The 16,667-nt window shown below is 69.9% G+C and carries 19 protein-coding genes; 7 read left to right on the top strand and 12 right to left on the bottom strand.

Annotation, left to right across the window (positions count from 1 at the left end):
* Positions 1-27: 27 nt before the first annotated feature.
* The gene (purM, locus tag T8T98_RS10510) at positions 28-1,134 is read right to left on the bottom strand and encodes a phosphoribosylformylglycinamidine cyclo-ligase (protein ID WP_251105220.1); all 1,107 of its coding nucleotides are present in this window, start codon (positions 1,132-1,134) and stop codon (positions 28-30) included.
* A gap of 72 nt (positions 1,135-1,206) precedes the next feature.
* On the opposite strand from purM, the gene T8T98_RS10505 reads away from it, so the two are divergent.
* From T8T98_RS10505 to T8T98_RS10490, 4 genes are read left to right on the top strand one after another with little or no spacing between them, the layout of a single operon-like run.
* The gene (locus T8T98_RS10505) at positions 1,207-2,478 is read left to right on the top strand and encodes a heavy-metal-associated domain-containing protein (RefSeq protein ID WP_160733750.1); all 1,272 of its coding nucleotides are present in this window, start codon (positions 1,207-1,209) and stop codon (positions 2,476-2,478) included.
* A 9-nt stretch (positions 2,479-2,487) separates the two neighbouring features.
* Positions 2,488-3,114, top strand: a complete 627-nt coding sequence (locus T8T98_RS10500) for a P-loop NTPase family protein (protein WP_251105221.1) — start codon at positions 2,488-2,490, stop codon at positions 3,112-3,114.
* Positions 3,115-3,157: 43 nt separating this feature from the next.
* Positions 3,158-3,862 carry a serine O-acetyltransferase EpsC gene (gene epsC, locus T8T98_RS10495; protein ID WP_251105222.1) on the top strand — a complete coding sequence of 235 codons (705 nt, stop codon included), beginning with the start codon at positions 3,158-3,160 and terminating at the stop codon, positions 3,860-3,862.
* A complete protein-coding gene (locus T8T98_RS10490) occupies positions 3,862-4,230 on the top strand; it encodes a DUF2794 domain-containing protein (protein WP_251105223.1) in 369 nt (122 codons plus the stop codon). Before epsC ends, T8T98_RS10490 begins: the two co-directional genes overlap by 1 nt.
* Before the next feature lie 91 nt (positions 4,231-4,321).
* Here the strand turns inward: T8T98_RS10490 and T8T98_RS10485 are convergent, their stop codons facing one another.
* Together T8T98_RS10485 and T8T98_RS10480 are read right to left on the bottom strand one after the other, a co-directional pair.
* Positions 4,322-5,257 (bottom strand): SDR family NAD(P)-dependent oxidoreductase, encoded by a 936-nt coding sequence (locus T8T98_RS10485; RefSeq protein WP_160733746.1) that lies wholly within the window; start codon positions 5,255-5,257, stop codon positions 4,322-4,324.
* 154 nt (positions 5,258-5,411) lie between these two features.
* Entirely contained in the window at positions 5,412-6,095 is a 684-nt protein-coding gene (locus T8T98_RS10480) for an HAD hydrolase-like protein (RefSeq protein WP_251105224.1), read from the bottom strand.
* Between the two features lie 60 nt (positions 6,096-6,155).
* On the opposite strand from T8T98_RS10480, the gene glmU reads away from it, so the two are divergent.
* From glmU to T8T98_RS10465, 3 genes are read left to right on the top strand one after another with little or no spacing between them, the layout of a single operon-like run.
* A complete protein-coding gene (gene glmU / locus T8T98_RS10475; RefSeq protein ID WP_251105225.1) occupies positions 6,156-7,511 on the top strand; it encodes a bifunctional UDP-N-acetylglucosamine diphosphorylase/glucosamine-1-phosphate N-acetyltransferase GlmU in 1,356 nt (451 codons plus the stop codon).
* Positions 7,508-8,071, top strand: a complete 564-nt coding sequence (locus tag T8T98_RS10470) for a hypothetical protein (RefSeq protein WP_322295664.1) — start codon at positions 7,508-7,510, stop codon at positions 8,069-8,071. Before glmU ends, T8T98_RS10470 begins: the two co-directional genes overlap by 4 nt.
* The gene (locus T8T98_RS10465) at positions 8,058-8,363 is read left to right on the top strand and encodes an HNH endonuclease (protein ID WP_251105227.1); all 306 of its coding nucleotides are present in this window, start codon (positions 8,058-8,060) and stop codon (positions 8,361-8,363) included. Before T8T98_RS10470 ends, T8T98_RS10465 begins: the two co-directional genes overlap by 14 nt.
* A gap of 44 nt (positions 8,364-8,407) precedes the next feature.
* Here T8T98_RS10465 and T8T98_RS10460 read toward each other — a convergent pair whose 3' ends face one another.
* From T8T98_RS10460 to T8T98_RS10420, 9 genes are all read right to left on the bottom strand, one after another.
* Entirely contained in the window at positions 8,408-8,995 is a 588-nt protein-coding gene (locus tag T8T98_RS10460) for an SAM-dependent methyltransferase (RefSeq protein ID WP_251105228.1), read from the bottom strand.
* Between the two features lie 139 nt (positions 8,996-9,134).
* The gene (locus T8T98_RS10455; protein ID WP_129523147.1) at positions 9,135-9,392 is read right to left on the bottom strand and encodes an ATP synthase F1 subunit epsilon; all 258 of its coding nucleotides are present in this window, start codon (positions 9,390-9,392) and stop codon (positions 9,135-9,137) included.
* Between the two features lie 3 nt (positions 9,393-9,395).
* The gene (locus T8T98_RS10450) at positions 9,396-9,884 is read right to left on the bottom strand and encodes a hypothetical protein (RefSeq protein WP_160733740.1); all 489 of its coding nucleotides are present in this window, start codon (positions 9,882-9,884) and stop codon (positions 9,396-9,398) included.
* 61 nt (positions 9,885-9,945) lie between these two features.
* Positions 9,946-11,403 (bottom strand): F0F1 ATP synthase subunit beta, encoded by a 1,458-nt coding sequence (atpD, locus tag T8T98_RS10445; RefSeq protein ID WP_160733739.1) that lies wholly within the window; start codon positions 11,401-11,403, stop codon positions 9,946-9,948.
* Between the two features lie 22 nt (positions 11,404-11,425).
* Complete coding sequence (locus tag T8T98_RS10440; RefSeq protein ID WP_160733738.1) at positions 11,426-11,776, bottom strand: MSCRAMM family adhesin; 351 nt, start codon at positions 11,774-11,776, stop codon at positions 11,426-11,428.
* Between the two features lie 25 nt (positions 11,777-11,801).
* A complete protein-coding gene (locus T8T98_RS10435; protein ID WP_160733737.1) occupies positions 11,802-12,677 on the bottom strand; it encodes a F0F1 ATP synthase subunit gamma in 876 nt (291 codons plus the stop codon).
* 30 nt (positions 12,678-12,707) lie between these two features.
* The gene (atpA, locus tag T8T98_RS10430; protein WP_160733736.1) at positions 12,708-14,237 is read right to left on the bottom strand and encodes a F0F1 ATP synthase subunit alpha; all 1,530 of its coding nucleotides are present in this window, start codon (positions 14,235-14,237) and stop codon (positions 12,708-12,710) included.
* 29 nt (positions 14,238-14,266) lie between these two features.
* A complete protein-coding gene (locus T8T98_RS10425) occupies positions 14,267-14,821 on the bottom strand; it encodes a F0F1 ATP synthase subunit delta (protein WP_251105229.1) in 555 nt (184 codons plus the stop codon).
* A 249-nt stretch (positions 14,822-15,070) separates the two neighbouring features.
* Entirely contained in the window at positions 15,071-16,612 is a 1,542-nt protein-coding gene (locus T8T98_RS10420; protein WP_251105230.1) for a S1 family peptidase, read from the bottom strand.
* Between the last annotated feature and the right edge of the window lie 55 nt (positions 16,613-16,667).

Genomic DNA, 16,667 nt, shown 5'->3' with positions numbered 1-16,667 from the left:
GCGACCCGGGCGCGGGGGCGCGTGCCGTCAGGCAATGTGGCGCGCCTCCCACGCCTCGTCCGCCTGCCAGGTCCCCGCGCTGCCGCGCACGGTGCAGCCGCGTTCGCCCGCCTCGATCGTGCCGACCCGCACGACGCGTTCCCCCGCATCGGCGAGCTCGCGGGCGACCTGGTCGGCCGCGCCTTCTTCCACGACCAGGACCATGCCGACGCCGCAGTTGAACGTGCGCGCCATCTCCGCCGGGGCGATCGCGCCTTCGGCCTGGAGGAAGGCCATGACCGGCGGCTGTTCCCAGCCATCGGCATCGACTGCCGCATGGGCGCCCGCGGGCAGGACGCGGGGAATGTTCTCCAGCAGGCCGCCGCCGGTGACATGCGCGAGCGCGGCGATCTTCCCCGCGCGGATCGCGGGCAGCAGCGCCTTCACGTAGATCCTCGTCGGCGCGATCAGCGTTTCGACCAGCGTGCGCTGCGCGTCGAAGGGCGCGGGGGCGTCGAGCTTCCACTGCTTGTCGGCCGCCAGCCGGCGGACGAGCGAATAGCCGTTGGAATGAACGCCCGAACTGGCCAGCCCCAGCAGGATCTGGCCCGGGCGTACGCCTTCGCCGGTCAGCTGTTCGCCGCGCTCGACCGCGCCGACGCAGAAACCTGCCAGGTCGTAATCGCCGGGGGCGTACATGCCCGGCATTTCGGCGGTCTCGCCGCCGATCAGCGCGCAGCCAGCTTCGCGGCAGCCCGCGGCAATGCCGGCGATGACCCGCTCCGCCACGCCGGTCTCCAGCTTGCCGGTCGCGAAATAGTCGAGGAAGAACAGCGGCTCCGCGCCCTGGACGATCAGGTCGTTGACGCACATGGCCACCAGGTCGATGCCGACCGTGTCGTGCAGGTCGTGATCGATCGCCAGTTTCAGCTTCGTGCCGACGCCGTCGTTCGCGGCGACCAGCAGGGGATCGCGATAGCCGGCCGCGCGGGGATCGAAGAACCCGCCGAAGCCGCCGATCTCGCCATCGGCGCCGGGGCGCGCGGTCGCCTTGACCAGCGGGCCGATAGCCTTGACGAGGGCATTGCCCGCGTCGATCGAGACACCGGCCTGGGCATAGGTGTAGCCGCCGGACGTGTTTTCTTGCTCTGACATCGGCTAAGCGCTTTAGACTTTCGCGCTTGGATTTCCATGCCCGTTTCGGCAAAAGGCCGCGAGTTTTCCCCTATGGCCCATACCCTTTCGCTCTCCCGCCTCCCGCGCCCTTCGCTGATCTTCGCGGCCGTTCTCGCCTGCGCGGCGGGCGGCGCGGCGCTGTGGGCGCAGGTCGAGGGGGAACGCGGCATCGCGCCGATCGCCAGCACCGGCGATATCGACATTGGCGGGATCGAGGTGGACGTGCGCGGCGACAATGCCGAGGACGCGCGCGAGAAAGGCTGGCGCGAGGCCCAGCGCAAGGCCTGGGAAAAGCTGGGCGGGCCGAGCATTTCGGACAGCCAGCTGCAGGGCCTGGTCGTCGCCATGGTGATCGAAGACGAGAAGATCGGCCCGCGCCGCTATATCGCGCGGCTCGGCGTCACGTTCGACCGTGGCCGGGCGGGATCGATGCTGGGGGCGAGCGGGCGCGGCCCGGGATCGGCGCCGATGCTGCTGGTCCCCGTCACGCGTTCGGCCGGGGCCTACACCGTTTACGAGGCGCGCAACCCGTGGCAGCGCGCCTGGGCCGAGTACCAGACCGGGTCGAGCCGGATCAATTACGTCCGCCCGTCCGGGGCAGGGGGCGATTCGCTGCTGATCAACTTTGGCCAGACGGGGCGGCGCAGCCGCCTGTGGTGGCGCAACGTGCTCGACCAGTTCAGCGCCGCCGACGTCCTGGTGCCGGTCGCGCATCTCGAATACCAATGGCCCGGCGGCCCGGTGGAGGGGACCTTCACCGCCCGTTACGGCCCCGACAATACATATCTCGACAGCTTCGCCATGCGGGCCGAGAGCCCCGAGGAACTGCAACCGATGCTGGAGCGCGCGGTCGCGCGGTTCAACACGATCTTCGAACGCGCGCTGGCCGAAGGCAAGCTGAAGCCCGACCCGACGCTGGACCTCGGATCGGTGGAGGCGGAGCCTGCCCTGCAGCGCCTGATCGAGATCGGCCGCACGGCCCTCGCGCGCGAGCGGGCCGCGGCCGCCGCGCGCGAACAGGCCGCGACGCAGGAAGCCGCGGGCGAGACGCCGGCCGCCCCCGACCAGCCGGAACAGCCGGTCCAGGCGACGACTTACTCGGTCCAGTTCGCCACGCCCGACGCGGGCGCCTTCGACGCCTCGCTGGCCGGTGTTCGCGCCGCGCCGGGCGTGCGCGGAACGGCGGTCACCAGCACCGCGATCGGGGGCAGTTCGGTCATGGCGGTCACTTTCACGGGCACCCTCGACCAGCTCGCCGCCGCGCTGCGCGCGCGGGGCTTTGCCGTGCGCCAGTCGGGCAATTCGCTGGCCATCAGCCGCTAGGCCCGGGGCATGTCGCAGATTGCCCTGCCCCTGGTGGTGCGCAGGCGCGGCGATCCCGCGCGGATCGTGCTGGGCAATGCCAACCGCCACGTGGCCGACGCCTTGCAGGAACCGGCCGGCTGGCCGTTCGGCACCGCGGTCCTGCTCGGTCCGCCGCGCGCGGGCAAGTCGCTGTTCGCGCGCTGGTTCGCCGCCAGCGGGCAGGGCGAGGCGATCGACGATGCCGACCGGCTCGACGAGACCGCCCTGTTCCATCGCTGGAACCGCGCGCAGGAGGAAGGCCGGCCCTTGTTGCTGACGGCGCGGGCGCCGGCATGGACCATTGCCCTGCCCGACTTGCGCAGCCGCATCGGTGCCGCGCTGACGCTGGAGATCGGCGTGCCCGACGATGCCATGGTCGCCGACCTGATAGAGGCCCATGCCACCCAGCGCGGCCTTGCGCTGGGCGAAGGCGCGCTTACCTATCTCGTGCCCCGGGCCGAACGCGGCTTCGCGGGTATCGAGCGGCTGGTCGCGGCGATCGACCGGCTTAGCCTCGAGCGCAAGGCGCCGGCGACGATGTCGATCTGGCGCGATGCGCTCGCGGCGGTAATGGGGCCGGAGCAGCAAAAGCTCGACTTTGACCCCCCGAACTAGCCCCGGCTTGCCTCGCCGGGCCGGAAATGGGACTATCGGGCCGATGTTCGACCGCCTGCTTGCCTATCTCGACTCGATCCAGGCGCGCGATCCCGCGCCGCGATCGCGCTGGGAGGTGCTGCTCTATCCCGGCGTCCTGGCCGTGGGCCTGCACCGCCTGGCGCACTGGCTGTTCCAGGCGCGGCTCTATTTCCTCGCCCGGCTGGTCAACCACTTCTCGCGCTGGCTGACCGCGATCGACATCCACCCCGGCGCCAGGATCGGCCGCAACCTGTTCATCGACCACGGCTTTACCGTGATCGGCGAAACGGCGGAAATCGGCAATGACGTGACGATTTACCAATGCGTGACGCTGGGCGGTACGAACCCTGCCAACGGCAAGGGGGGCAAGCGCCACCCGACCGTGCGCGACGGGGTGATCATCGGATCGGGCGCGCAGATCATCGGCCCGATCACGCTGGGCGAACGCGCGCGCATCGGCGCCAATGCCGTGGTTACCGACGACGTGCCCAACGGGGCGACGATGATCGGCCTGAAAGCCCGCTCCACCCTCGTCCCGGCGGAGGAATGGCTGCGCGAGTTCATCCCCTACGGCACCCCGTGCGACGAACCTTGCGAGGAAATCGGCGCGAACGGCGCCGGCCGCATGGCCGAACTGGAACGCCAGGTGGCCGACCTGCGGGCCGAGCTGGACCAGCTGCGCGCAGGCGGGGGCGAGCCTGCCCGGCGCAGCGGGACGGACAGCTGATGGCGCCGCCGGGGGCAGGGGGCGCGGCCCCTGCCAATATCGTCGCCTTTCCCGGGCGCCAGCCGAACCAGGTGGCGTTCCAGCGCGACGAGCTGCAGCGGATACTCGACCTTTATGGCCGCATGGTCGCCGCCGGCCAGTGGCGCGACTACGCGATGGATTTCGCGCGCGATGCCGCGACCTTCGCAGCCTTTCGCCGCGCGGCCGAGCGGCCGCAGGCGCGGATCGAGAAACGCCCCGCGCTGCGTAACCGGCAGGGGATGTGGACCCTGTTCGGCGAACACGGCCAGGTGCTGAAGCGCGGGCACGAGCTGGCCGGCGTGCTCGCGCCGATCGAGCGCAAGCTGCTCAAGCCCGTTTCCGGCTGACCTGCGCCCGCGCAGCGGCGCGGGCGGCGAAAGCCGCGGCGACGGGCGCACCTGCCGGCCAGCGCCCGTCGCCGATCTTCGCGAGAAGCGGTTACCCGCGGGCGGAGGAGGGGGCCGCGTCGCCGCCCAGAACGCCCTGCATCGCCTTGAGGATCGCGCCCGACTGTTCGGAGCCGGACTGCGGGGCCTGGAGGTTGTTCATGCCCGAGATCCTGTCCCAGTTCGCGGCGAAGCCTTCGACGGTCCGCTCGTCTTCCTTCAGCCAGACGGCGTCGTTCATCACGACCCAGGCCGAGTGGAACCCGCCGGCGCCCGCGCCGACGATGGCATTGGTCGGGGCATCCTCGCTCACCAGGAAGAGCGCGGCGGGGACCACGTTGACCGGGTCGAACAGCTTGAACGCCTCTTCGGGGAAGAGATCTTCGGTCATGCGCGTCCCGGCAACCGGGCTGAGCGTGTTGACCTTGATGTTGTATTTCGCGCCTTCGAGCTGAAGCGTCTTGGTCAGGCCGGCCAGGCCCAGCTTGGCCGCGCCGTAGTTGGCCTGGCCGAAGTTGCCGAACAGGCCGGTGGAGGACGCGGTCATCAGCACGCGGCCATAGGCCTGCTCGCGGAAGGTTTCCCAGCAGGCCTTGGTCGCGAAGGCGGAACCGGTCAGGTGGACCTTGACCACGAATTCGAAATCGGCCGGGTCCATCTTGGCGAAGGTCTTGTCGCGCAGGACGCCCGCGTTGTTGATCAGCACGTGCACGCCGCCCCACTTCTGCTTGGCGTCGGCGACCATCTTTTCCATCTGTTCGTATTCGGTCACCGATCCGCCGTTCGCCATCGCGGTGCCGCCGGCCTTCTCGATTTCCTCGACCACCTGGGCTGCCGCGTCGGACGACCCGGTGCCGTCGCGCGATCCGCCCAGGTCGTTGACGACGACTTTCGCCCCGCGCCGCGCCAGCTCCAGCGCATATTCGCGGCCCAGCCCGCCGCCGGCGCCGGTGACGATCGCGACCTTGTCCTTGAAATCGATGCTCATGAGCTCTCTCTCCTGTGCAACAGCCCTCGCGGGCCTTACGTTTGCGTCAATCTGGCGCGGGGGTGGCAGGTTCCGCGCGGCGATGCAACCGTGTCCGCGGCAGGGCGTGTTGCCGTAGGGTCACCGGCCGCCGCGGGCCGCCGGCGCGGCCGGGTCAGAGCGCTTCCAGCGCCGGGATCAGCTCCGCGAACGAATCGATCATCGCGTCTGCGCCCAGCTCCTCGCGCGGGAGATCGCAATAGCCGTAACAGGCCGCGACCACCGGCACCCCCGCCGCGCGCGCCGCGCGCACGTCGTAAGAACTGTCGCCGACATAGGCCATGCGCCCGCCGCCGCAGCACGCGCGCGCTTCCAGAATCGGGTCGGGCGCGGGCTTGGCCCGCCGCCGCCCTGCCGCATCGCGGCCCAGGCTGTCGCCCCCGATCACGCAGTCGAACCGGTCGGCAAGGCCCAGCGCCCCCAGGATATCGCGGGCGAAGCCTTCGAACTTGTTGGTCACCACCCCCACGCGCACGCCGCGCGCGGCCAGTTCGTCCAGCACCTCGACCGCGCCGGGATAGGGCCGGGTGTGGACCGCGCTGTTGGTACCGTAGAAGGCCAGCATCTTCTTGTAGAGCGCGTGAAAATCGTCGTCCGCCATGCCGCCCTGGTCGTCGATCGCGCGCCGTAGCATGATCTTGGCGCCGCCGCCGATCAGGTCCTTCGCGCTGTCCGCCGGGACGACTTCGAACCCGCCCAGCGCCAGCGCGTGGTTCACCGCCGCGCCGAGATCGCGATGCGTTTCGAGGAGCGTGCCGTCGAGATCGAAGCCGACGACGTCGAAAGGAAAATCCGCCATGGCGGGCGGGGTGGCGCAAGGTTCTTCAAACCGCAAGCGTTTGCTGGCAAGGGGCAGGGCATGAGAGAGTTTGCAACGGTCATCCTTGCCGCGGGCAAGGGCACGCGCATGAAGTCGGGCCTGCACAAGGTCCTCCACCCGATCGCCGGGCGGCCGATGATCGATCACCTGATGGCCTCCGCGGCGGAGCTGGGGCCGGCGCGCACGGTTGTCGTCGTCGGCAGCGGGCGCGACCAGCTGGAAAGCGCGCTGGCCGGGCGGGCCGAGACCTGCCTGCAGGAACCGCAGCTGGGCACCGGCCACGCGGTGCAGCAGGCGCAGGGTAGCCTCGACGGGTTCGAGGGCGATGTCCTGATCCTTTACGGCGACGTGCCTTTCGTGCGGGCGGAGACGATGCGCGCCATGCTCGACCGGCTCCATGCCGACGATGCGCCGGCGGTCGTCGTCCTCGGGTTCGAACCCGCCGATGCCCTGCAATACGGCCGCGTGATCGCCGACGCGGATGGCCGGATCGAGAAGATGGTCGAGCACAAGGACGCGACCGAGGCGGAGCGGGCCTGCCGCCTGTGCAATTCGGGCTTGATGGCCGCGCGGGCCGCCGACATGTTCGACCTGCTCGGGCGGGTCGGCAACGACAACAGCCAGGGCGAATACTACCTGGTCGACGTGGTCAACGTCGCCCGCGAGGACGGGCGCCACAGCGCGGTCGTCGTGACCGACCGGCCGGACGAAGTGGCCGGCATCAACAGCCGCGCCGAGCTGGCGCGGGCCGAGGCGCAGTGGCAGGAAATGAAGCGCGAGGAGACAATGGCGAACGGCGCCTCGCTCCGCGCGCCCGAAACGGTGTTCTTCAGCTACGATACCGAGATCGGCCGCGACGTGACGATCGAGCCCAACGTCGTCTTCGGCCCGGGCGCGAAAGTCGCCGACGGCGCCACGATCCGCGCCTTCAGCCATATCGAGGGGGCGGAGATCGGCCCCGGCTGCGAGGTCGGCCCCTATGCCCGCCTGCGCCCCGGCGCGGTGATGGAAAGGGGGAGCAAGGTCGGCAACTTCGTCGAGATGAAGAAGGCCGTGCTGGGCGAAGGGGCCAAGGCCAATCACCTGACCTACCTCGGCGATGCCGAAGTGGGGGCGGGCGCCAATATCGGCGCCGGCACGATCACCTGCAATTACGACGGCTATTTCAAGTACAAGACCGTGATCGGCCCGCGCGCCTTCATCGGCAGCAACAGCGCGCTGATCGCCCCGGTGCGGATCGGGGCCGACGCGATCGTCGCCGCCGGCAGCGCGGTGAGCCGCGACGTCGACGACGGTGAACTGCGCATGGTGCGCGCCGAACAGCTGGTGAAGCCGGGCTGGGCCGACCGCTTCCACGATACGATGAAGAAGAAGAAGGCGGGCGAGGGCAAGTGATCCGCCTGCCGGCCCTGCTCGCGCTGCCGGCCCTCGCGGCCTGTGGCGGCGCGGGCCAGGGCGAGCGGGTCGAACCGGCCCCGGCGCTGGCCGCGCGCTGCGGGGCACAGGCCGAACCGATATTCCACTGCACGGTGGCGGACGGGCGCGTGCTCTCCGTCTGCGCGGCCACCGGCGACGGCGGCGTGCCCCGGGTCCGCTATTCCTTCGGGCGGGGCGCCGCGCACCTCGTCCTTCCCACGCCCGAGGGACCGCCCCCGCGCTTTGCCACCGTGCCCTATTCGGGGGGCGGGGAGGCGCAGATCGCGTTCGACGACGGCCCCTGGCGCCATGTCGTCTTCAGCCGCATGGTGCGGACCAATTTCACCGCGGGGGAGCCCAATTATCCCGCGATCCGCGACGGCCTCGTCGACCTGCGCGAAGGGCGGTTCGCGCAGATGCATGTGTGCCAGGGGGGCGCGGCCGACCTGCCCATCCAGTACGAGGCGGCCGGGCGCACGATGACGCGCGAGGACGAGCTGTTCACCGAAGAGACTGCGCGCGCCGATGCCGGGGGATGACGAGGGCGCGACCTGCTGGCTTTGCCACCGTGCGATCGCGAGCCGCGTCCAGTGGCATCACCCGGTGCCCAGGGCCAGGAAAGGGCGGGCGACCGTTCCCGTCCACCCGATCTGCCACCGCACGATCCATGCCCATTTCACCAATGCCCAGCTGGCCCGCATCGGCGACGACCGCGACCGGCTGGCGCGCGAGCCGGCCGTGGCGCGGTTCCTCGAATGGATTGCCGACAAGCCGCCCGACTTCCATGCCCCGACGCGCGGCGGCCCGGTGCGTGGCGGACGCCGGCGTTGATGGGGCGCGCCAGGGCGTTTCGCTTCGACCTCGCTGGAAAGCCCTCAATCGACCCCGCCGAAGCCGGGGATGAAGGTTTCGGGCACGGTCCACTTGTAGACCGGCCGGTTGGCCACGATCCGTTTCTCGTCCGGGGGCCAGTCGCCCATGGCGAAATCGTGGCTGACCACGCGGTCGCCGGGCTCCAGCTGTTCGAGCAACTGCGGGCGCAGGCGCAGGTTCAGCGTGTCGCCGAGATAGAGCGTGACGACGTCCGCGTCGGAAAAGTCGGTTGCGAACAGGTCCGCCTCGCGAAACTCGACGAGGTGCGCGACACCCGCGGCCTTCGCATTGGCGCGCGCCTCGCGCACCAGGCGCGGATCGATCTCGATCCCCACCGCGCGCACGCCGAACTGGCGGGCGGCGGCGATCGGTATGCGCCCGTCGCCTGACCCGAGATCGTAGAGCACGTCCCCTTCCTCGATCGCGGCCATGTCCAGCATGGCATCGACCACCGGCTCGGGCGTGGGCACGTAATGGATATCGACCCGCGGCCCGCAGCCCGCCAGCACGGCGGCGACCACGGCCAGAAGCGCGGCGACGACCGGGGCCGGGGCCCGGCGCGCGCGGAGGGCAGGGAATCGGGCGATCATCGGCCCCGGGGATGACGGGCTCGAAGTGACGTCACGCTGAATGGCCGTCTCAGGGTGCAATACGGCCGGGCCGCCCCCCGGCCACGAAAAAGGGCGGCCCTCGCGAGCCGCCCCTCCATCTCGCGCCGGTGCGACGGGCTCAGCCCTCGACATGCTCGGCAAGGACGGTGAGGCCGTTCTCGCCCACTTCGGCAAAGCCGCCGCGCACCTGGATTTCCTCGGGCGCGGCGCCCTCGGTCTTGTAGACCTGGACCGCGCCGTCGCGGATCGTGGACATGAAGGGGGCATGCCCTTCAAGCACGCCGAATTCCCCCTCCGCGCCGGGGACGACGACCATGTGGACGTCTTCGCTGCGGACGAGCTTGGCGGGAGTCACGAGTTCGAAATGCAGTGCCATCGTTCAACTTTCTTTCACACGGACGACCAGGGTGCCGCCATTCGCCTCGGCGGTCGCCACTGTCTCGCCCTTTTCCACGCTCCGGTAAACCGCGACCGGGGCCGGGCCCTTGCCGGCGGCTTCGGCCCGTTCGCGCGCGCCGCCTTTCCGCACGCCGACCTTGGCGTAATAATCACCCACCGCGTCCAGCGCGTCGTCGGCGTCCATTTCGGGCAGCATGACGCGGCAGCGCGGCGTTCCGGCCTCCTCGTCCAGCTCGACCGCGACCAGGCGGGCGCCGTCGTGCTGCATCCGGATCAGGTAGTCGCCGGGGGCGGGGGACACGACGAAACCGTGATCGGTCCAGTAACGCAGGAAGGCGGGATCGACCGCGCCGTCCTGCCCCAGGGCTTCGCCCGCCAGGAAAGTCGGGCAAAGCTCGCTCAGCGCGGGGCCGAGCGCGTCGGGCTTGGCCGCCTGTGCCGTGCCCGCCACGCCTGCGCCCGTTGCCACGAAGAGGGTGAACGGAAGAAGGCGGAAGGCGGGCATGGCGGTCGGTCCGGCGATCGGGCGATCAGGCCTCGTCGGCCAGCTTCTTCGCCTTGGCGACCGCCTGGTCGATGCCGCCGACCATGTAGAAGGCGGCTTCGGGCAGGTGGTCGTATTCGCCTTCGACGACGGCCTTGAACGACTTGATCGTGTCTTCGAGCTGCACGAACTCGCCCGGGATGTTGGTGAACACCTCGGCCACGTGGAACGGCTGCGACAGGAAGCGCTGGATCTTGCGCGCGCGGGCGACGGTCAGCTTGTCCTCTTCCGACAGCTCGTCCATGCCCAGGATGGCGATGATGTCCTGCAGGCTCTTGTACTTCTGCAGCGTTTCCTGGACCTTGCGCGCCGTTTCGTAGTGCTCCTGGCCCACGACGCGCGGTTCGAGAACACGCGAAGTCGAATCGAGCGGGTCCACCGCCGGGTAAATGCCCAGCTCGGAAATCGCGCGGCTCAGCGTGGTGGTCGCGTCGAGGTGGGCGAACGAGGTGGCCGGGGCCGGGTCGGTAAGGTCGTCGGCGGGAACGTAGATCGCCTGGACCGAGGTGATCGAGCCCTTGGTGGTCGAGGTGATGCGTTCCTGCAGGTTGCCCATGTCGGTCGACAGCGTCGGCTGGTAGCCCACGGCCGAGGGAATGCGGCCGAGCAGCGCCGACACTTCCGAACCCGCCTGGGTGAAGCGGAAGATGTTGTCGACGAAGAACAGCACGTCCTGCCCTTCCTGGTCGCGGAAGTACTCCGCCATCGTCAGGCCGGAGAGGGCGACGCGGGCACGGGCGCCCGGCGGCTCGTTCATCTGGCCGAAGACGAGCGCCACCTTCGAACCGTCGGACGTCGCGTTGCCTTCGGCGTCCTTGGCGATGACGCCGGCGTCGAGGAACTCGTGGTAGAGGTCGTTGCCTTCGCGGGTACGCTCACCCACGCCGGCGAAGACCGACACGCCGCCGTGGCCCTTCGCGATGTTGTTGATCAGTTCCTGGATCAGCACGGTCTTGCCCACGCCGGCGCCGCCGAACAGGCCGATCTTGCCGCCCTTGGCGTAAGGGGCGAGCAGGTCGATGACCTTGATCCCGGTGACGAGGATGGCCGCCTCGGTCGACTGGTCGACGAACTCGGGGGCCTCGGCGTGGATCGGCGCGGTCTGCTCGGCACCGATGGGGCCGCGCTCGTCGATCGGTTCGCCGACGACGTTCATGATGCGGCCGAGCGTCTTCGGGCCGACCGGGACCGAGATCTGCGCGCCGGTGCTGATCACTTCCTGCCCGCGGACGAGACCGTCGGTGCCGTCCATCGCGATCGTGCGGACGGTGTTCTCGCCGAGGTGCTGCGCGACCTCCAGCACCAGCGTGCTGTCGCCGTTCTTCGTTTCGAGCGCGGTGAGAATCGCCGGCAGTTCGCCTTCGAAGGTCACGTCGACGACGGCGCCGATGACCTGGCTGATCGTGCCGTTGGTTGCCTGGTTGAGTACGGGTGCGGTGGCCATGATGCTATGTCCTGCCTTGCAGTTATTCGGCGCCGGGAGCGCAGATCGAAGCGGGGTCGGCGAGCGTCCATTCCCCGTCGCCGGGGGTCAGGGTCGCCTTGTTGCGGAGGTACGAATCTTCGCCGAGGCCATATTCGCAGATGACGTCGCTGGAGCCGAAACCCGCGCGCTTGCACACGGCGGTGTTGACCGGCTTCAGTTCGGGGCACGCCTCTGCCAGCAGGCCGGAGAACAGTTCCTGGTCCGGGGCCGGGAGCGAGGGTTCCGGGGCCGGTTCGGGTGTCTGCACCGGTGCGGGCTCGGGCGCAGGCTCTTCGCCGCAGGCGGCGAGGGAGAGGGCGAGGGCGGGGACGAAAAGTGCGATCTTCTTCACGATTGATATTCCGGTAGCTGGGGGCTCAGAGCGCTTCCGCGCCGGCGATGATTTCGATGAGCTCGGTGGTGATGGCGGCCTGGCGGCTGCGGTTGTACTGGATGGTGAGCTTGTTGATCAGCTCGCCCGCGTTGCGCGTCGCGTTGTCCATCGCGGTCATCGACGCGCCCTGCTCGGAAGCGGCGATTTCCAGCAGCGCGCCGAACACCTGCGTCTTCACGTAACGCGGCAGCAGTTCCTCGAGGATCGCTTCCTCGTCGGGCTCGTACTCGACGACCGCGTCGCCGCCGGTACCCGCCTCGCCCTGGGGGGCGGGGACGGGGATCAGCTGCTGCACCGTCGGGTCCTGCGCCAGCGCGGACTTGAAGATCGGGTAGACGAGGTGCGCGACGTCGAACTTGCCCGCTTCGAACAGCTCGACCAGTTCGTCCGCGATCGCCTCGGCTTCCTCGAAGCCGGGGTTGCGCACGGTGCTGGTGTCGAACTGCTGCCCGATCCGGTCGGCATGGTCGCGCTTGATCGGCGCGCGGCCTTTCTTGCCGACGAGGTAGAACTGCACGTCCTTGCCCTCGGCGATCAGCGCGCGCGCCTTGGCCTTGGCAGCCTTGACGATATTGGCGTTGAGGCCGCCGCACAGGCCCTTGTCGGTATTGACCACGACCAGCAGGTGCCGCTGGTCCGAGCCGGTGCCCGCCAGGAGACGGGGCGCGCTGTCGCCGCCGACTTTGCCGGCGAGCGATGCCATGACCGCGGAAAGACGCTCGGCATAAGGGCGCGCAGCCTCGGCCGCGGCCTGTGCCTTGCGCAGCTTCGCCGCGGCGACCATCTGCTTGGCCTTGGTGATCTTCTGGGTCGACTTGACCGAGTTGATCCGGCCCTTGAGTTCTTTCAGCGAGGCCATTTCGGCTCCCTAGCTAGTGTCTCGCGGGGCTCAGGCGAACTGCTTGGCGAACGTGTCGAGCGCGGCGACCGTGCGGGCCTTCACGTCGTCTTCGAACTTGCCGCTTTCGCGGATGTCCTTGAGCACGTCGGCGTGTTCGCTGCGCATGTAGCTGAGCATGGCCGCCTCGTACTCGGTCACGCGTTCGACCGCGACGCTGTCGAGATAGCCGTTGGTGCCGGCGAAGATCGACACGGTCTGCTCCTCGAACGGCATCGGCGAGAACTGCGGCTGCTTGAGCAGCTCGGTCAGGCGCGCGCCGCGGTTGAGCAGCTTCTGCGTGGCGGCGTCGAGGTCCGAGCCGAACTGCGCGAAGGCCGCCATCTCGCGGTACTGCGCCAGCTCCAGCTTGATCGAGCCGGAGACCTTCTTCATCGCCTTCGTCTGGGCGGCGCCGCCGACGCGGCTGACCGAGAGGCCGACGTTGATGGCCGGGCGGATGCCCTGGTAGAACAGGCCGGTTTCGAGGAAGATCTGCCCGTCGGTGATCGAGATGACGTTGGTCGGGATATAGGCCGAGACGTCGCCCGCCTGGGTTTCGATGATCGGCAGCGCGGTCAGCGATCCGCCGCCGTTCGCCTGGCTCATCTTGGCCGCGCGCTCGAGCAGGCGGCTGTGGAGGTAGAACACGTCGCCCGGGTAGGCTTCGCGGCCCGGCGGGCGGCGCAGGAGGAGCGACATCTGGCGATAGGCGACGGCCTGCTTCGAAAGGTCGTCGTAAACGATCACGGCGTGCATGCCGTTGTCGCGGAAGAACTCGCCCATCGCGCAGCCGGTGTAGGGCGCGAGGTACTGCAGCGGGGCCGGCTCGGACGCGGTCGCGGCGACCACGATCGAGTATTCCATCGCGCCGTTTTCTTCGAGCTGGCGGACGATCTGCGCCACGGTCGAGCGCTTCTGGCCCACGGCGACGTAGATGCAGTAGAGCTTCTTCGATTCGTCGTCGCCGGCGTTGACTTCCTTCTGGTTGATGAAGGTGTCGATCGCGACGGCGGACTTGCCGGTCTGGCGGTCGCCGATGATCAGCTCGCGCTGGCCGCGGCCGACGGGCACGAGCGCGTCGATCGCCTTGAGGCCGGTCTGCACCGGTTCGGAAACCGATTCGCGCGGGATGATGCCCGGGGCCTTCACCTCGACCCGGCGGCGCTCGGTCGTCTCGATCGGGCCCTTGCCGTCGATCGGGTTGCCCAGCGCGTCGACCACGCGGCCCAGCAGGCCCTTGCCGACCGGAACGTCCACGATCGTCTCGGTCCGCTTGACGCTGTCGCCTTCCTTGATCTCCGCGTCGGAGCCGAAGATCACGACGCCGACGTTGTCGGCTTCGAGGTTCAGGGCCATGCCCTGCACGCCGTTGGCGAATTCGACCATCTCGCCGGCCTGGACCTTGTCGAGGCCGTGGATGCGGGCGATGCCGTCACCGACCGAAAGGACGGAGCCGACTTCGCTGACTTCGGCCTCGGTGCCGAAGTTGGCGATCTGGTCCTTGATGACCTTGGAGATTTCTGCGGCGCGGATTTCCATGTGCGTGTCTTCCTTCGAGCCTTGTGGCGTCAGCCCTTCATGGCGTGGGCGAGAGAATTGAGGCGGGTGCGGATCGAACCGTCGATGCGCTTCGAACCGATGGTGACGACGAGCCCGCCCAGGAGATCGGGATCGACCTTCGCGTCGAGCTTGACCGTGCGGCCTTCGCGCGCGGTCAGTTTTTCCTTGAGCGCGGCGAGCTGCGCGTCGGTCAGCGCGTGGGCGCTGGCGACTTCGGCCGATACCTCGCCCCGCTGGGCGGCGGCAATGGCGCGGAAGGCGCGGACGATCGCGGGAAGGGCGCCCAGCCGGCGGTTGGCGGCGAGCACGCCGAGGAAATTGCCGGTCAGGTCGGACAGGCCGAGCAACCGGGCCACGCCCTCCATGGCCGCGCCCTGCGCCTTGCGGCTCAGTTCGGGATTGGTCGTCACGGCGCGCATGTCGGCCGATTCGGCCAGGGCGGTGGAAAGCTTCTCCAGGTCCGATTCGACCGCAGTGACCGTGCCCTTTTCGGCGGCCAGATCGAACAGGGCCGAAGCATAGCGCCCTGGCAGGCTAGCCTGAATACCGGCGGAAATCTCCACGCGTCTCTCGTCCTTTGAAGGTCCGGAAAATAGCGGTGCATCGCCCATGCCGATGCGGGCGGAACGAGCCACCCCGGCAAGGCTGGCGCGCGACTAGCACCCGGTTTCCTACTATGCAACCCGCCCGATGCAACGCGCGCGGGCAACGCGGGCGGCCGGCGGGGGCGGATTGGCCCCTGTTGCGCCGGTGCGATGCACGGGCATCGGCCCGGCCGCGTGCGATCGCGCGCAACCGCCGCCGGGCGCCCGTCACTCGGCGGCCTTGCAGGAATAGACCAGCCGCTCGTTCGGCGCCTGCGGGAGGAGCGCGACGACGCCCGATTGCAGGTCGCCGAGCCGCGCGGCCGCCCCCGCGGCATCGCAGGCGGGCGGCGAATATTCGCCCCGTGCGGCGCGGGCCGCGGCCATTTCCGCCCGGCCGAGCAGGTAGCGGTCGGTGCGGAAGGTGCCGCTCGCGGGGTCGAAGCGGTTGACGGACACGGCCTGTTCCTCGTTCGGCACGAAGACGCGCGACCACTCGCCGCCGGCAAAGCCGTATTGCGTGCGGCCGTTGACGCAGCCGTCCTCGCGCCAGGCGAACTCCAGCTCGCGGTCGGGCGCGCCGACCACGCGGCTGCGGGCCAGGTCCAGGGTGCAGGTGAGCAGGCCCTCGCCGGTGCCGCCGGCCCCCGGCGCCTCGGGGTCCGCCTCGGCCTCGCCCATGGCGGCGGCGACGCGGCGTTCCACTTCGTCGAGCCCCGGGCGGGTGAGCCACAGCGCCAGTGCGGCGATCGCGGCCACGAGCGCGACCGTGCCGGCGATCATCATGCGCCGTTCGCCGCCTTCGCCCGCCTGCCGGGCCTGCCAGGCGAGGGCCAGGCCGCCCGCCGCGACGAGGGCGAGGACGAAGGCCAGCGCCATCGCGTTCTCGCGGTCGGTCCGAACCGATTCGCGCGCCTCGTCCTCCGCCCGTTCGCGGCGTTCGCGCGCTTCCTGCGCGCGGGCGGCCATTTCGCGGCGCGCCTGGGCCTGCTGCCGTTCCAGTCGCGCGCGTTCGGCCGCGTCGAGTTCCTCCAGGCTGCGGCAGGGCAGGTCGGCGACGCGGGCATCGACATCGTTCGCGCGCAGGAACGGCAGCAGCTCGCGGGTCGAAACGGCGAAGTAGAACTCGCCGTCCGAACCGCCCGAATCGGTGCCGAAGCTGTTGACCCCGATAACCCGCCCGCACCCGTCGAGCAGCGGCCCGCCGGAATTGCCGCGCGCGATCGGCGCGGTGTGCAGGATCGTGTCGAACAGGCGGCTGGGCCGCTGGCCGGACAGGAAGCCGCGGCTCTTCACCGGTGGCTGCGAACGGAAGATGTCGCCCATGTCGAGCCCCTGGGCGCGATCGACGTTCATCGGGTAACCGACGGCGGAAACCTGCCCGTCGCGCATCGGCCCGGCCGCGATCGTCAGCGGGGGCAGGCGAAGCGTGCCGGTGATCTCCACCAGGGCAAGGTCGTTGGCCGGACTGACCGCGACCGCGCGGGCATAGTCGGCCGCCTCGCCGCCTTCGCTGGGCACGATCCCGATTCGCAGCGTGTCGTCCTGCAGCGCCTCGCGCACGACGTGGGCGTTGGTGACGATCCGGCGCGGCGCGACGGCAAACCCCGTCCCGTGGCTGACGGGGAAGACTTCCTGCCCGTCGGTGCCCATGATCACCACCCGCACGACCCCGCGCGCGGCGGCGTCGATGTCGGCCGGGTCGGCCTGCGCCGCCGGGGGCAGGACCAGCGCGAACAGCGCGGCGAGAAGGCAGGACAGGCGCGTCATCGGGCGACATCTAGGCGAGGGCCGCTTTTGACCGCAAGCGGCGGGATGCGGCTGT

Origin of the sequence: Pelagerythrobacter marinus (genome assembly GCF_034375205.1) — a bacterium.
Classification (GTDB): Bacteria; Pseudomonadota; Alphaproteobacteria; order Sphingomonadales; family Sphingomonadaceae; genus Pelagerythrobacter; species Pelagerythrobacter marinus.
The sequence above is the reverse complement of the archived record's forward strand: the minus strand, read 5'-3'. Positions and strand labels throughout refer to the sequence as shown.

Excerpts from the sequence above, each read along its gene's own strand:
- purM (WP_251105220.1), bottom strand. The coding sequence starts at position 1,134 with ATGTCAGAGCAAGAAAACACGTCCGGCGGCTACACCTATGCCCAGGCC.
- T8T98_RS10505 (WP_160733750.1), top strand. The coding sequence starts at position 1,207 with ATGGCCCATACCCTTTCGCTCTCCCGCCTCCCGCGCCCTTCGCTGATC.
- T8T98_RS10500 (WP_251105221.1), top strand. The coding sequence starts at position 2,488 with ATGTCGCAGATTGCCCTGCCCCTGGTGGTGCGCAGGCGCGGCGATCCC.
- epsC (WP_251105222.1), top strand. The coding sequence starts at position 3,158 with ATGTTCGACCGCCTGCTTGCCTATCTCGACTCGATCCAGGCGCGCGAT.
- T8T98_RS10490 (WP_251105223.1), top strand. The coding sequence starts at position 3,862 with ATGGCGCCGCCGGGGGCAGGGGGCGCGGCCCCTGCCAATATCGTCGCC.
- T8T98_RS10485 (WP_160733746.1), bottom strand. The coding sequence starts at position 5,257 with ATGAGCATCGATTTCAAGGACAAGGTCGCGATCGTCACCGGCGCCGGC.
- T8T98_RS10480 (WP_251105224.1), bottom strand. The coding sequence starts at position 6,095 with ATGGCGGATTTTCCTTTCGACGTCGTCGGCTTCGATCTCGACGGCACG.
- glmU (WP_251105225.1), top strand. The coding sequence starts at position 6,156 with ATGAGAGAGTTTGCAACGGTCATCCTTGCCGCGGGCAAGGGCACGCGC.
- T8T98_RS10465 (WP_251105227.1), top strand. The coding sequence starts at position 8,058 with ATGCCGGGGGATGACGAGGGCGCGACCTGCTGGCTTTGCCACCGTGCG.
- T8T98_RS10460 (WP_251105228.1), bottom strand. The coding sequence starts at position 8,995 with ATGATCGCCCGATTCCCTGCCCTCCGCGCGCGCCGGGCCCCGGCCCCG.
- T8T98_RS10455 (WP_129523147.1), bottom strand. The coding sequence starts at position 9,392 with ATGGCACTGCATTTCGAACTCGTGACTCCCGCCAAGCTCGTCCGCAGC.
- atpD (WP_160733739.1), bottom strand. The coding sequence starts at position 11,403 with ATGGCCACCGCACCCGTACTCAACCAGGCAACCAACGGCACGATCAGC.
- T8T98_RS10435 (WP_160733737.1), bottom strand. The coding sequence starts at position 12,677 with ATGGCCTCGCTGAAAGAACTCAAGGGCCGGATCAACTCGGTCAAGTCG.
- atpA (WP_160733736.1), bottom strand. The coding sequence starts at position 14,237 with ATGGAAATCCGCGCCGCAGAAATCTCCAAGGTCATCAAGGACCAGATC.
- T8T98_RS10420 (WP_251105230.1), bottom strand. The coding sequence starts at position 16,612 with ATGACGCGCCTGTCCTGCCTTCTCGCCGCGCTGTTCGCGCTGGTCCTG.